Source organism: Cellulosilyticum ruminicola JCM 14822 (assembly GCF_001311925.1).
In the GTDB taxonomy this organism is placed as follows: Bacteria; Bacillota; Clostridia; order Lachnospirales; family Cellulosilyticaceae; genus Cellulosilyticum; species Cellulosilyticum ruminicola.
Genome location: NZ_BBCG01000007.1, coordinates 37391 through 52747 on the forward strand (window position 1 = coordinate 37391; position 15357 = coordinate 52747).

Annotated in this window: 14 protein-coding genes and 1 pseudogene; 1 reads left to right on the top strand and 14 read right to left on the bottom strand. The window is 32.6% G+C overall.

Going from position 1 to position 15357, the window contains the following annotated elements; genetic code table 11:
* Positions 1 to 115 precede the first annotated feature (115 nt).
* The 8 genes and pseudogenes from JCM14822_RS03845 to JCM14822_RS03880 form a co-directional block, all read right to left on the bottom strand.
* Positions 116 to 379 (bottom strand): HPr family phosphocarrier protein, encoded by a 264-nt coding sequence (locus tag JCM14822_RS03845; protein ID WP_054739839.1) that lies wholly within the window; start codon positions 377 to 379, stop codon positions 116 to 118.
* Positions 376 to 1337, bottom strand: a pseudogene (gene whiA, locus JCM14822_RS03850) (DNA-binding protein WhiA). The gene JCM14822_RS03845 and the pseudogene whiA overlap by 4 nt, the downstream one beginning before the upstream one ends.
* A gap of 15 nt (positions 1338 to 1352) precedes the next feature.
* On the bottom strand, positions 1353 to 2339 hold the full coding sequence (locus tag JCM14822_RS03855) for a gluconeogenesis factor YvcK family protein (protein WP_054739840.1): 987 nt from the start codon (positions 2337 to 2339) through the stop codon (positions 1353 to 1355).
* 3 nt (positions 2340 to 2342) lie between these two features.
* Positions 2343 to 3215 (bottom strand): RNase adapter RapZ, encoded by an 873-nt coding sequence (rapZ, locus tag JCM14822_RS03860; protein ID WP_054739842.1) that lies wholly within the window; start codon positions 3213 to 3215, stop codon positions 2343 to 2345.
* Between the two features lie 25 nt (positions 3216 to 3240).
* The gene (gene murB / locus JCM14822_RS03865; RefSeq protein ID WP_054739844.1) at positions 3241 to 4170 is read right to left on the bottom strand and encodes a UDP-N-acetylmuramate dehydrogenase; all 930 of its coding nucleotides are present in this window, start codon (positions 4168 to 4170) and stop codon (positions 3241 to 3243) included.
* Positions 4171 to 4314: 144 nt separating this feature from the next.
* Positions 4315 to 5082 carry an SbcC/MukB-like Walker B domain-containing protein gene (locus JCM14822_RS03870; protein ID WP_054739846.1) on the bottom strand — a complete coding sequence of 256 codons (768 nt, stop codon included), beginning with the start codon at positions 5080 to 5082 and terminating at the stop codon, positions 4315 to 4317.
* Positions 5021 to 7414, bottom strand: coding sequence for an AAA family ATPase (locus JCM14822_RS03875; protein ID WP_054739848.1), 2394 nt, complete (start codon positions 7412 to 7414; stop codon positions 5021 to 5023). Before JCM14822_RS03875 ends, JCM14822_RS03870 begins: the two co-directional genes overlap by 62 nt.
* Positions 7404 to 8573: an exonuclease SbcCD subunit D gene (locus JCM14822_RS03880; protein ID WP_054739850.1), complete on the bottom strand. Its 1170-nt coding sequence runs from the start codon at positions 8571 to 8573 to the stop codon at positions 7404 to 7406. The genes JCM14822_RS03875 and JCM14822_RS03880 overlap by 11 nt, the downstream gene beginning before the upstream one ends.
* A 194-nt stretch (positions 8574 to 8767) precedes the next feature.
* On the opposite strand from JCM14822_RS03880, the gene JCM14822_RS03885 reads away from it, so the two are divergent.
* The gene (locus JCM14822_RS03885) at positions 8768 to 9772 is read left to right on the top strand and encodes an alpha/beta fold hydrolase (RefSeq protein ID WP_054739852.1); all 1005 of its coding nucleotides are present in this window, start codon (positions 8768 to 8770) and stop codon (positions 9770 to 9772) included.
* A 535-nt stretch (positions 9773 to 10307) separates the two neighbouring features.
* Here JCM14822_RS03885 and JCM14822_RS03890 read toward each other — a convergent pair.
* The 6 genes from JCM14822_RS03890 to JCM14822_RS03915 form a co-directional block, all read right to left on the bottom strand.
* Positions 10308 to 10682, bottom strand: coding sequence for a hypothetical protein (locus JCM14822_RS03890; RefSeq protein ID WP_157047612.1), 375 nt, complete (start codon positions 10680 to 10682; stop codon positions 10308 to 10310).
* A gap of 323 nt (positions 10683 to 11005) precedes the next feature.
* The gene (locus JCM14822_RS03895) at positions 11006 to 12067 is read right to left on the bottom strand and encodes an ABC transporter substrate-binding protein (protein ID WP_054739856.1); all 1062 of its coding nucleotides are present in this window, start codon (positions 12065 to 12067) and stop codon (positions 11006 to 11008) included.
* 122 nt (positions 12068 to 12189) lie between these two features.
* A complete protein-coding gene (locus JCM14822_RS03900) occupies positions 12190 to 12900 on the bottom strand; it encodes an ABC transporter permease (RefSeq protein WP_330377290.1) in 711 nt (236 codons plus the stop codon).
* A complete protein-coding gene (locus JCM14822_RS03905) occupies positions 12900 to 13712 on the bottom strand; it encodes an ABC transporter permease (protein WP_054739858.1) in 813 nt (270 codons plus the stop codon). Before JCM14822_RS03905 ends, JCM14822_RS03900 begins: the two co-directional genes overlap by 1 nt.
* A gap of 3 nt (positions 13713 to 13715) precedes the next feature.
* Complete coding sequence (potA, locus tag JCM14822_RS03910; RefSeq protein WP_054739860.1) at positions 13716 to 14771, bottom strand: spermidine/putrescine ABC transporter ATP-binding protein; 1056 nt, start codon at positions 14769 to 14771, stop codon at positions 13716 to 13718.
* 14 nt (positions 14772 to 14785) lie between these two features.
* Positions 14786 to 15325: a helix-turn-helix domain-containing protein gene (locus tag JCM14822_RS03915; RefSeq protein WP_054739863.1), complete on the bottom strand. Its 540-nt coding sequence runs from the start codon at positions 15323 to 15325 to the stop codon at positions 14786 to 14788.
* Between the last annotated feature and the right edge of the window lie 32 nt (positions 15326 to 15357).

The window sequence follows — 15357 nt, forward strand, 5'->3', positions numbered from 1 at the left end:
TATCTATAAGTTTAATAATTAAAAAGCCAGATATAATAGTATGCTTAATGTATTTTTAAATACACTTTTCCATACCATCAATATCTGGCAACTATTTTAATAGTTTATACTATAATTATTCTACTTCTTGTTCTGATAAAAATTTAATAAGTGCTTCTGTAGCTTCTTTCTCATCTTCACCTTCAGCTCTGATTTCGATTTCTTGACCTTTGATTGCACCAAGTGACATCATACCCATAATACTTTTTGCGTTAACTTGTTTTTCATTAACGATTACTGCAATATGACTTTCATATTTACTTGCAATTTGAACAAATAATGCGGCAGGTCTAGCTTCTAACCCATTTTTTAATTCTAATTTAAGTACTTCTTTAATCATTTTACATTTCCTCCTCTGGTTTCCCTTAATTGTTCCGCGATTTCGCTTATTTTTTTGAGTCTATGATTAACGCCTGACTTTCCTACAGGTGGATTAAGTAATTCACCTAATTCCTTTAATGTACTACTTGGATACTCCAGTCTATAAGTAGCTACTTGCTGTAAGTTCTCAGGTAATGCCGAAATGCCGATGGTGTTTTGCACATATTCTATATCTTGCATCTGCCTCACAGCTGCTGATACAGTTTTTTTGAGATTGGCTGTCTCGCAATTCACTATGCGATTTACATTATTTCTTACTTCTTTTACAATGCGCACATTTTCAAGCTCCATAAGAGCAATATGTGCACCCATGATGTTTAATAAATCTACAATTTGTGTACCTTCTTTTAAATATAACACATAATTATTTTTACGTGGTACAACTTTAGGCTCCATTTCTAAAGTAGTCATTACCTCTTGTAGAAATTCTGCATGCTTTATTGATGGATTTACAAATTCCAAGTGATATCCTTTTTCCGGATCACTTACTGAACCCGCACCTAAAAAGGCTCCCCTCAAGTATGCTCTTTTACAACACGTACTTTGAATAACAGTTAAATCAACATAATCCCTTAATATCATTTTCCCCTGTTCTTCTTTTAGCAATGTTGTTGCACGCAATATTTTTTCTGCAGCTTGTGAATCATTAAGCTTTAGTACATATATTTGCTTTTTATGAAACTTTTTATTTTCCTTAAGAACTACCTCTGTATTAATATTAAAAGTTTTTTTACCATTGTAAAGTATTTTCTTGCAATGGCTGCATTTTCAGTTTGAAATTTTATTGAAAATTGCTGACTTTCGTATTTTATTTCTCCCGCCATAATGAGCATCGCTGCAATTTCTGCAATCATACAATGTCTAGCACCTAATGGTACACATGTAAGCTCTTTTTTTACATTGGAGGAAAAAGACATATTATTCACCTCATCTTATGTAATTTTAGTGAGTGCTGATTCAAATATACATTGGGCTAACTTCATTGAGTCATGTCTAACAAGCCCTTTCTTTTCATTAATAGATACAAGTGGTGCATCTATTCTTTGAATACGTGTCCAGACTTCATGCTCTTCGTCTACTTTTAAAACCTTGGCTCCATCGTCATTATACTGTTTCAAATATTTTTCAGGTATAGAGGCATTATTGGCAATTACTACATTAATAGTACTCTTTCCTACATAATTTTCTAAAACAGTTACATGATCTTCTAAACTTAAATGAGTTGTTTCACCTGGTTGTGTCATTACATTTGCTACATAAATCTTATCAGCTTTAGACTTTGCAATTTGCTCAGTGACCTTCTCTACTAATAAATTAGAAATAATACTTGTATAAAGACTTCCCGGCCCAAATATAATAAGGTCAGCTTCTTCAATTGCTGTCATTACCTCTTCTGCAGGCTTTGGATTTCTTGGTTCAAGCCAAATCTCATTTATATCTAAAAGTTTATCTTTGCCATAGTCTACTATTTGTGTTTCTCCTATAACCTTTTCTCCATCTTCAAAAATAGCTTCTAAATGAACATCTTCATAGGTTACCGGTAGTACTTTACCTGTAATGGCTAAAACATTACTTGTCACCTTTACAGCTTCTTCAAAACTACCTGTAATTTCTGTAAGAGCTGCTAAAAACAAGTTTCCAAAACTTTGTCCACATAAGCCACCCTCTTTGAAGCGGTGTTGTAATAATCTTTCCATAATAGGTTCTGTATTCGCCAGTGCTACGAGACAATTGCGAATATCTCCCGGAGGAATCATACCCATCTCTTGTCTGAGTTTTCCTGATCCACCACCATTATCAGATACAGTAACAACCGCTGTGATATGAGAAGTATATTTTTTAATTCCCTTAAGCATGGTTGATAATCCTGTACCCCCACCTATTACAACAACCTTTAAATCTTGCTGCCTTATTTTCATGGTTTATTTTCCTCTTTTACTATCCTTTTCTATATCTCTATGTTGTCTAAGTACAGTATGCCCCCGTTTTTGTAAAAATTCATAAAGGGCATTTGCAATTGTTACAGAACGATGTTTTCCACCTGTACAACCGATTGCAATAACCACTTGATTTTTACCTTCTTGCTTATAATTTGGAATTAAGAAGTCAATCATATCTTCTAATTTTGTTAAAAACTTTTGTGTTACATCAAAACTCAATACATAATCTCTAACAATAGCCTCATTTCCTGTATAAGGGCGCATTTCCGGATTATAGTATGGATTTGGTGCAAAACGTACATCGAATACTAAATCTGCATCAATTGGTATACCATATTTAAATCCAAAGGATACAATTGTTACCATAAGACTATTAAAGTCCTTTTTCTCGTTATAAATTTTAAAGAGTACTTCTTTTGTATCTTTAGGTAACATATATGATGTATCAATAATATGATTTGCTTTTTCTTTTATCTCACTTAAAATTTTTCTTTCTTTTTCAATGCCTTCTTCTATTCTTTCACTTCTAGCAAGTGGATGCAGTCTTCTCGTTTCTTTAAAACGTTTAATAAGTTCTGCATCACTACAATCAAAGAATAAAATTTCATAAGTGTGTCCCATTTCTACGAGCTCATTCAAACTACTGAATAAATCCGCAAATAAACTTCCACCACGTATATCAATTCCTAACACAACTTTATCTAATTTGCCTTGTTGGGCTGCAATAAGTTGTGCAAAGTTTTTAATAAGTGTCGGTGGAAGATTATCCACACAATAATAACCCATATCTTCGAAAAAGTTAATGGCGCTACTTTTGCCAGCACCTGACATTCCAGTTACAATAATAAAGTTCATAGTAGCCTCCTTAGTACTTATCTATTTAGTTCTTAATAACTTTTACTTCTGTCTCTAAGTATACACCAAATTTACTTTGTACTGTATCTTGTACGTGTTTAATCAACTTCGTAAGTTCTTCAAATGTTGCACCGCCTTCATTCACCACGAATCCACAGTGTTTATCAGATACAGCTGCGCCACCTATTCGAAATCCTCTAAGTCCACTATCTTCAATAAGTTTACCTGCATAAAGCTGCATTTCACCTTCTTTAGGTACTGGTCTTTTAAAAGTGCTTCCTGCACTTGGTTTATCTAATGGTTGTTTATCTCTTCTACGCCCATTAAAATCTTTAATAGTAGCTAAAATTTCTTCCTTTTTACCTTTCGCTAAGTCTAATGTTACTTCTAATACAATAAGTCCTTCTTTTTCAATGATACTTTTACGGTAGCCAAGTTCTAATGATTCTTTACTTAATTCATAGACCTTACCATCTTGATTCATAACTTTAGCACTTACAATTACATCTTTAATTTCCCCGCCATATGCACCTGCATTCATTGTTACAGCGCCTCCTAGTGTCCCAGGAATACCATGGGCAAATTCAAATCCTGTAAGTGATTCATCTGCTGCTTTTGTAGCAATTTTTGAAAGGAGTGCACCAGCTTGTGCTCTTACTGTAGTTCCTTCAATTACTACATCTGATAAATTTTTATATACCTGAATAATCACCCCACGAAATCCTAGATCATCTACAAGCAAGTTGCTGCCATTACCAATAATATAGTACGGTACATTATTTTCTTTGCATGCTACTACAATATATTGAATCTCTTCAATTGCACTAGGCTTCACAATAATATCTGCTGGTCCACCTACTCTAAATGTTGTATATTTCTTCATCGGTTCATTTATTAGTATATTTTCTTTTAATATCTTTCGAGATAAAATTTCTGTTATTAAATTTATGTCCATTTTTTCAACTCCTTGCGTAAAGTTTTAGTTATTACGCCTTATTCTATTTAATAATATACAATATTTTCATTTATAATGATAGTATTTTTAACTGCTATTATTGTACCCAAAACCTTCCATCTCACTTGCGGTCAATAGCTTTTATTAGACTCTAAAAACTGCTTTGCTGCCTGTAGATCCCGTTGTCACTTCAAGTCCAACAGGTATTTGCTCTCTAAGTTCACGTACATGAGAAATAATGCCAATAAGCCTTCCTGTGTCTTGAATATTTAGAAGTACTTTAATGGCCATCTCTAATGCCTCTTCATCTAGACTTCCAAAGCCTTCATCAATAAATAAAGTATCTAATGGAGTAGCTCCTGCAAGTCTTTGAATAACTTCTGACAGTCCTAATGCTAAAGCAAGTGCTGCCATAAAGCTCTCGCCTCCTGAAAGTGTATTTACAGGCCTTGTTTCATTGCTATAATAATCTCTAATTCCTATATCTAACCCTACCTGTGCATTAGCTCTAGATAAATCATCGCTGCGATAAAGCTCATAACGATTTAGTGTCATTGGTTTAAGCTTCTTATTAGCACTTGCTAATACTTCTTCAAAAATACTACTTTGAATATAACGTTCAAAAGAAAGCCCTTTAGAATTTTTACCTTTTGCCACTGTACTAATTTTGTCTAAAATACGTTGACGTTTTAAAAGAGCCGTTGTTGCACCATAAATTTCTTTTAAACTTTTTATGATTTTTTCATGGGCTTGTAGATACTGTTCTAACTTCGTCTTTTCTACATTAAGTCTAGTATTTTCAGCAAGTACCTTTTCGCTATTTTCTTTAGCACTTTCTAAATCTTCTTGCTTAAAGTCTTTTTGTTTTCTTTTGAAGCACTTTGTATTTTTCTTCAGAAACAACTTGATCATGCGTATAAATTTCTACTTTCCTTTTACCATTCTCAATCGCTAGATCACTTAACTTACTCGCCTTATAGGCTTCTTTATTTTCAAATCCAGCAGATAAGATTGCACTCTTTAAAGTTTCTTTTTGCTCAACTCCTTGCTTTTTAAGTTCTCCTAAATGTTTCTTAGTTTCTTCTAATCTTGTTGTGTACTGAGCTTGCTTTTTACGTAAAGTCTCTACCTTTTCTCCTAATTCTTTATAGACTTTTTCTTTTAATTCATACTCTCTTTTTAAGCCTTCTATTTTCTTTTCTAAAGCTTCTTGATTACGTAATTCTTCTGGAACGTCTTTTTCAATAGATTTTATAGCAGCTCTTTGTTCATTTAAATCTAATTTTGCTTTTTCAATAAAATTCTTTCCATTTTCTTTACGCTCTTCAGATTCTTTAAGCTTCTTATTATCTTCGTCTAAACTTTTCTCTAACTCTTCTAATCTACTAATCTTACTTTTTAAAATTTCAATATCGTTATCTAACTTTTCTTTTGATTCCTCTGTAATATTACCTTTTGCTTTTATTTTTTCATTATAGTCATCTATTTGATTTTTTACTGCTGTACATTTTGCTTCTTGTGCAGCACTTTCTTGCTTTAACTTAGCCAGTCTCGTTTCAGCTTGTTTTTTAGCTGTTTCTATTTTTTCAAGTTCCTCTTTAGTTATATGATTATCTGTTAAAACAGCTTTTTTAGGATGACGCAGTGAACCACATACCGGACAAGGAGTATTTTCTTCTAAAGTTTGTGCAAGTTCTGCAGCTTGACCATTGAACCATATACTAAACGCATCTCTATATTCACTTTCACACGCATTATAAACCTTATCATGTACCTCTATCTCTTTATATATTCCTTGCAAATTATTAAATAGCACCTTAGCTTCCCGTTCTCTACTTGCTCTTTCTGACACAAGCTTTAATGCATCTTCCATTTCTCTTTGAAGCATATATAGTTCAGTAGACTTTTTCTGTAACTGTGACTTTTCTTTAATCTCTTCTTGTTTGTTGCTTATTTGTATTTTAACAGCTTCTAATATTTCTTCTAATTTTTTATACCCATTCTCATATTTATCAAGCTGCTTACTCAAGTCACTTTCTCGTTTATAAGCTTCATTAAGTTCTAAAACCTTTGGTACATAAGTTTCCAAAACATTAACTTCTTTTCTAAGTCCTGCCGCTTCATCTATTAATTTTTCATTAAGCTTTAATTCTTCTTCTTTTGCTTTTAAAAATTCTTCTATATCTTTTAGCTCTGCTTTATATTTTTCCTGATCGTTTTGTTTCACCAAAACTTCATCTCTAAGCTTCATAACGACTTCTTCTAAAGGTATAATACCTTTTGCTTTTTCAGCTAAAGTTACTTTCTCTTTTAAAGTTTTAAATTCTGCTTCTTGTTCTTTTAAAATTTTTAAGTGTTCTTCTAATTTAACCTTTTCTAGCGTGTCATTGGCCATTTGTGTCAGCTTTGCAAGCTCTTCTTGTGATTTAGTAATAGCTTCGCTTATTTCTAGTAACTTGACTTCTATTTTTTCTTTTTCATTATATTTTACCTTGCAAATTGTTTCTAAAATCTCACATACTTCTGGTGCATTATAAATAACCTTTGTCTGCATATACGTATTTAACATTTCATGATCATTTGGTGCTATTGTGTCCATAATAGCCTTATAATTGGCCTCTTGATCATGTAATTCATTTTTAGCACTTGCTGAAAGCTTATCTAATGACTTCTCTACATTTTGATAAATTCCTGTTTCAAAAATATCTTGTAGAATTTGTTGTCTCTCCTTACTACTTACAGTAAGTAGCTCTCTAAACTTATTTTGTGCAATCATAATAACTTGTCTAAATTGCCCAATATTAAAATGAAGTAGCTCATTAATCTTTTCACCAGCTTCATTATATTTAGAGGTAATAATCTTATATTCTCCATCTTCCTCTTTATAAAATTCCACCTCTGCTGGCACTTTAATAAGTTTGTCACTTTTCCCTTTTTTAGGTGCACGTTCATATTGAGGACGTCTTATAATGCGATATTCTTCATTACGCAGTTTAAAGAATAATTCTACCTCTGTAATAACGCCTTCTTCTGCAAACTTACTACGCATATTTTCGCCACTACGTTCACCCCCATTGGTTTCTCCATAAAGGGCATAACATATCGCATCTAAAATAGTCGTCTTTCCACCACCTGTAGGTCCATAAATCAGAAACATATTAGCATCTTCTAACTGCATAAAATCTACAATCTGTTCACCACCATAAGGACCAAAAGCAGTCATCTTCAACAATTTAGGCCTCATTTTTTTCCTCCTCTACTTCTTTAACAATTTCCTCTATCATTTCAATTTCATCTGCTTCAAAATCAGTTTCACCTACGAAATTTAAAAATTCCATGAAGACTTCTGTTATTGTACGTTCCTTCGTCTTTAAAAAATCTGTATTACTCACTACATAATCATCTGTATTGGTATTTGCTTTATTTTCTTCAGCTACCCATTCACTGCCTAGAATATATGGATAAATATGTCTCAGCCTCGCTGTGACATCGTGTACATAATTACCTGTTAATTTAGCATATACATAGTCATCCTTATGTTCATCTACTTCAGAAGCTGCAATAATTTCTTCTACACTTCCTTTTAAAATACGTACATCACGAAGGACATTAAAGCTTTTCTCTTCAATCTCTAAGTTTCCTTTTTGATCTACATCTAAAAGAACATATCCTTTAGGCTGATTTGCTTCTGAAATAGAATATTTAAGTAATGAACCACTATAACGAATATAATTTCTCCCCATAGCTTGTCTCTTGTGAAGGTGTCCTAAAGCTGTATAAGTAAAATCTTTAAAGTTCTCTGCATTTACAAATTCAGCGCCTCCTACTACACTTAATCTTCTTTCTGAATCAGATACTTCTCCACCCGTTACAAAAGCATGTGCCACTACAATACTAGGATTTTCTGTCTTTTCTTTTTTCATTTCACCAACTAAATAAGCCATAGCTTCATCATGTCTTTTAATATTTTCATCTCCCGCTATTTCTCTTACTTTAGATGGCTCTATATAAGGCACTAAAAATACATCAATACATTCGTTACTTACTGTAACTTGCAACTTTTCATAACCTTTGGAACTCTTCCCTACAATATAAAGATTTTGATTTTCAAAAAGTTTACTTCCAAAATCTATACGCTCTTCACTATCATGATTTCCCGCTATAGCTATAGTATAAATCTTATGTTCTAATACAACCTTGCTTAAGAATTCATTAAAAAGTTCTACTGCTTCCTCACTTGGAATACTTCTATCATAAATATCCCCAGCAATAATAAGTACATCTACTTTTTCACGCTCTATAGTCTCTAAAATCTGTTCTAGTATATATCTTTGGTCTTCTATTAACGAAAAACCTCCTAAACTTCTTCCCAAATGCCAATCAGAAGTGTGCAAAATTTTCATCTTCATACCTCTCCTAATATTTATTTCTTACATTCATACTATACTATTTTTCCCTATAGTGCTATAGTTAAGCTTTTTATACAATTTTTTTATTCTAATCTTGTTAAAATTTTTATTTAACCCGTTGGGCATGTATGCCGATTGTGTATAATGAACATATAAACCTATAAGGAGTAGAAATAGGAGATTACGCCATGATTAGACGTAAAAGAATGGTTGTAAAAAAGTATAGCCGTAGACATGAAAAAATTAGACAGCGTTTAGTTTACATTATTATAGCCTCATTGTGTTTATTAGGAATTATTTATCAAAAACTAGGTATTTATAATAATGCTGATAAGCTGGGAAGAGTAGGTTCCCTTATTACTGTAAATGATGTTAATATGCATCTTTACACAACGGGTACAGGTGATTTACCTATTGTATTCACCTCTACTATAGGGCAAATTATGCCTTATGCAGATACTTATGAACTTCATAGTGTTCTTGCTAATGAAACTAGTATTGCTGTATATGATAAACCTGGATATGGTTGGAGTGATTTTACTTCTGCCCCAAGAGATATTGATACAATTGTAAATGAAATTCATACCTTAATTGATGAATCTGAACTTGCAAAACCATTTGTTTATGTAGCCCATGGCATGGGGTCATTCGAAGCATTACGCTATGCCCAGCTTTATCCTGAAGATGTAGCTGGTATTGTACTAATAGATGGTGCTTCACCAAGCTTTGGGGCTGATTTTAACAACATTATGATTATAGAATCATTTATGATTAATGGGGCTCGTAATACAGGTCTTTTAAGGCTTATGCAAAACACTAACTATGTAAGTAATTTACTTTGCATGAATAAACAGCTTCCTGATCAAGTTAAACTACTAAGTAGGGGTATCAATTTAGAAAAACTTTGGAACCGTAATATTATTGCAGAAAAACTTAAAGTTCCAGAAAATGCCCAAGTCATTTTAGATGCAGGTAGTATTGGTAATATCCCACTTCGTATTATTACTTCTAAAGCTAGTCCATATAGTAACTGGAGTAGATCACAAAACTCAATGCGTTCTTTATCAACTGACTTTGCACAATACCATATTAATGGTTCAGTAGATTACATTGAAAATAGTGATGTACCTCAAATACTATCTGTTATTCATGAACTTAGTGATTCTATTCTTGAATCTAGAGATGACTATTAATAAATTCACAGGCCTATAAAACCAATTTGAATTAGATATTGAGACAAAAAGGAGGATTCTTAAAAGAACCCTCCTTTTTTAGAGCTTCTATATTGCTTTAGACTATTCTATCTTTGCAAAGGATTTTATAAAGTTATAACTTTTTTGCATTTAATACTATATCTGCAATTTCTTCCATATTTGTTATACGTCCTACTGCTAATGAACGTTTACCACATACACTATAAACACAAGTACCACAAGCTAAAAGTTCTACACCACTAGTTTCAAGCCCTTCTAAGATATCTCTAAAATGAGATTCTCTTGTTACAAGTTTTACACCAGAATTATAAAAGATAATTGCATCAGGTTTATCTAAGCTCGCTAAAACTTTTCTAAGAAATGTTCCTAATAAAGTTCTACCAACCTCACTATCCCTTGGCCAAGTGTATCACTATTAATAATAATAACTTCTTTATACACCTTGTCTCCTCCTTCAATAGTCGCTCCTTGCTATCAATATATGCAGACTACGAATTATAGGTGATAAGATAAATTAATGTTTCTTTTTGAAATAAATAACAATATCTACAATTCCTTTAGCAATAGCTGACATTAAAAACACTAAATTCACTGCAAATCCAGCAATAGATACGCCTCTATATTCTCTCTTTTTCCCCATTCCCATAGCACCAAGTACAATCCCAACTACAGTAATAGGAAGCCCAAGCACAGGTACAATCCAACCTATAGAACCAAAAATCCCTAAAATTAATGAAGGCCATGCTCCTGGATTCTTTTTCTTACGAATATATATCTTTCCCTGCGTAGCAATCTCTTCTTTCTCCAATAAATCATCATCCAAACAAGCCGCCAATGTGCTTTGGTCTAATAATTCCTTACTTATAATCTCTCTATCTCTATTTCTCATATAACGCACCTCCATCTTACGTATTTTAAATATATATGTTGATACACTTATTTCACAAGTAAAATTATACACAAGATAAATAATGAAATTATGTTTAATACTAGTATATCCCATTTCCATCCAATTATCTATTCACATTCTCCACAACATTTATACATCTTATATTCTACCCTTTACACATCTTAAAACATACACACCCTCATAATTTTATCTTGCATTCGAACAAAGTGAGTGCAAAGGAAAATTAGATATGCCACTTATCCACATTATCCACGCCTCATAAAAAAAGACTCTAGCACTTATGCTAGAGCCTATATCTCTCACTAGTTATTTGATGCCTTAACCTGTGTCCAAATACTACTGTATGTTCCAATAACATCTGATGGGTCATTGAACATTTCCATATTATCAGCATTTGTAACTTCTTCACTTGGATAAGCTACTGGGTTATTTTTAATTTCATCATCTAATTGCTCTCTTGCTGCACTAATTGGTGTAGAGTAACCAATCTCTTTAGCATTCATTGCTGCAATATCTGGTCTGCATAAGAAGTTCATATAAGCATATGCATTATCTTTGTTTGTTGCATTCTTTGGCATAACCATTGTATCTACATAGAAATTAGAACCTTCTTTAGGAATAACGAATTCAAGATCTGGATTTTCACTTAACATTATCATTGCATCCCCAGCATAAGATACCATAAATACTGCTTCTTCATTTACCATCTTATTTTTACCTTCATCACCTACATAAGAAAGTACAAGTGGTGCTTGTTCAATAAGAAGATTTTTAGCTTCTTCTAACTGTTTTTCATCTCTTGTGTTCATGGAATAGCCAAGTTTTTTAAGTGCTACCATAAGTGAATCTCTTTCACTATCATACATTAAGATTTGATCTTTGTATTTTGAATCCCATAAGATATCCCAGCTATCTACCGGTTCACTTACCATTTTTTTATTATATACGATACCTACTGTTCCCCACATATAAGGGATTGAATATTCATTATTTGGGTCATATGGTAAGTTTTCAAATCTTACATCAATGTTTTCATAGTTAGGTATTTTAGAGAAATCAAGTTTTTCTAAAATACCTTTATTAATCATTTTCTCAACCATATAATCTGATGGAAAAATAACATCATAAGATACGTTGCCTGGTTCTACTTTAGCATACATCTCTTCATTATTGGCATATTCAGAGTAAACTACTTTAATTCCTGTTTCTTGTGTAAACATTTTATTTACTTGTGGATCAATGAACTCTCCCCAGTTATATACAACGACTTGCCCATTAGGTGCGCTGTTTCCGCATCCTGCCATAGCTAATGTCATCATACCTACGAGACCTGCACTTAAAATTCTTTTAGTTAATTTTTTCATGGCTAATTCCTTTCTTATAGCACTTTATGCATAGCAAAATTTGCTATGCATAAATTATATTCCTTGTTCTTTTTCTTTACGACTAGCTCTAATATTACTTATAAGTAATACACTAATAATTGTCACAAACATAATTGTTGAAATGGCATTAATTGTTGGGTTAACCCTTTTCTTGCCATTGCATAAATCTTAATTGGAAGTGTATCTACACCTGCTCCTGTATTGAAGAAACTTACTACAAAGTCATCAATTGATAAGGTAAAAGCAATAAATAATCCTGCTATTACCCCTGGCATAATTTCTGGTAAAATAACTTTTCTAAAAGCATACCATGGTGTTGCCCCAAGGTCTAATGCCGCTTCATAAACATTGAAATTCATTTGTTTAAGCTTTGGCATAATTGATAAAATCACATAAGGTGTACTAAAAGTAATATGTGAAATAATTAATGTTGGTAATCCAAAAGGAATATGAAGCACATTAAAGAGCATCATTAATGAAATACCAATTACGATATCTGGGCTAAGAAGCGGGATATAAGTAATATTAAGCATTAAATTACGTTTATATCCTTTCATTTGGTGGATTCCCATAGCCGCTAATGTTCCAATAGCTGTTGCAATAAGTGAAGATACTACTGCAATAATGATTGTGTATACAAAACTTTGTTGAATACTCATATCATTTGCTAAGTTTTCATACCATTTAAAAGTAAATCCTTTCCAAATAGGAAGCTTAGAATCATTAAATGAAAATACCATAAGTACAGCAACTGGTGCGTACATTATAAGCAAAATTAAGGCGACATAAAAGCGCTTAATAAATTTAATCATTAGAATAAGCCTCCTTCTTCATCTAAAGTACCTTTACGTGACATAAAGGCTAATGTTATAAGTACGATAATCATAAGAATCATAGAAACTGCAGAACCAAAGCCTAAGTCTCCTGTTCTTGTGAATTGCTCTTCAATAATGTTACCAATGAGCATTACTTTTCCGCCACCTAATAAACGTGTGATTAGAAATGTTGTAAGCGCTGGCATAAATACCATAATAATTCCTGTTACTACACCTGGCATACTAAGTGGTAAGATAACTTTTCTAAATGTTGTAATATCATTAGCCCCAAGATCATATGCCGCTTCGATTAGACCTTTATCAATTTTTGCAAGTGCATTATAAATAGGTAATACCATGAATGGGAAGAAATTATATACCATCCCAAAGATCACACCACCATCTCCATAAAGGAATTTTACTGTTGGTAAATTAAGTGCTGCAAGCACATTATTAATTACACCATTATTTTCAAGTAAGTTTGCCCATGCATATGTTCTAAGTAATGAGTTCATCCACATTGGTAAAATAATAAGTAATAATATCACACCACGATTTGATATATCTTTGCCATTTAGAACCATTGCTAATGGATAAGCCAAAAGTAAACAAATTGTTGTACTGATAAAGGCAAGACTAATTGATTTACCCATTGCCTTAATATAATAATCTTCCATAAATTTTGTATAGTTTTGGAAAGTAAACTGTCCATCTACAAAGAAACTAAAGTATACAATAAGTAACAAAGGCACGATGATAAAAATACCTGCCCATATTACATATGGATACGCTAATGACTTTTTATTCATCGTCTATCTCCTTCTCATAATGTGAATATCTTCCGGTGTAATCACCATACCTACAGTTTCACCTACTGGTGACATTACTGTTGAATGTACAAGCCATTTATATTCATCTGTTGTAACAACCATTTCATAATGTACACCTTTGAATGTTACTGACTCTACCACACCTTTTATCATGCCCTTTTCTGCTTCAATAATACGAATATCTTCAGGTCTTACAACTACATCAATAGGTACATTTGTCCCAAATCCAGCATCAACGCATTTAAATTCTGTACTATGGAAGTTTACACGATAGTCATCAATCATTGTTCCATGTAAAATATTACTTTCACCAATAAAATCTGCTACAAAAGCATTTTTAGGTTCATTATAAATATCTACTGGAGTACCAATTTGTTGTACTTTTCCTGCATTCATAATCGCAATTGTATCAGACATAGTAAGTGCTTCTTCTTGGTCATGTGTTACATAAATAAATGTAATGCCAACTTTTTGTTGAATACGTTTGAGTTCTGTCTGCATGCCTTTTCTAAGTTTAAGATCAAGTGCTCCAAGTGGTTCATCTAAAAGTAATACTTCTGGCTCATTAACAAGTGCTCTTGCGATAGCGATACGTTGTTGTTGCCCACCACTTAAAGAATCAATTTTTCTATTTTCAAATCCTTTAAGCCCTACAAGTTCAAGCATTTCTTGGACTTTCTCTTTGATAATCTTCTTATCCAGTTTTTTGATATTAAGTCCAAAGGCAATGTTTTCACCTACTGTCATATGTGGGAATAACGCATACTTTTGGAATACTGTATTAATCTTTCTTTTATAAGGTGGTAATTTACCGATGTTTTCACCTTCAAAAAGTACTTTCCCATTTGAAGCTTCTTCAAAACCACCAATAATACGTAAAAGTGTTGTTTTGCCACAACCACTAGGACCTAATAATGTTAAAAACTCATTACGTCTAATATACATATTAATTTTGTCAAGGATAATTGTATCACCAAAAGATTTGCTAATATTTTTAAGATCTATAATATAATCATTTTCTAATTTGTTCTCTGCCATTTTCGTCTACTCCTTTAAAAACTTGGTGGGGTAGCAACCCAAAGCACTGTTGCTCTCGTCTTACCTGTATTTTGTAAATAGTGATCACCTGTTGGTCTAAAGTAAAAACTATCACCCTTTTTAGCTTTAAACTTTTTGTTTCCTAAATGCACGTAAATACTCCCAGCAAGTACATAGCCGAATTCTTCTCCCTCATGAGGCGCTTGCAAACTAGACTTTCCACCCGGTTCAATGTTTATAAGAATTGGCTCCATATCATTTTTTTGTGCATTCGGAATAAGCCATGTAATCATATTTCCAGCATCTTTATCTTCTTTTTCAAATACATCCTGTTTAGTAAATACAATCTTTTCTTGACTAGATTCATTGAAGAAGTCTTTAAGATTAGTTCCTAAACATTCAAGGATATCAATAAGTGTTGCTATTGAGGGAGATGTGAGTCCACGCTCAACTTGTGAAATAAAGCCTTTTGAAAGTTCACAACGATCAGCGAGTTCTTCTTGAGTTAACGCATTTTTCTTACGTAATTGGTTAATTTTTGCACCAATATCCATTTAAATGCCTCCTCCTTAACTATTTTTCTTAT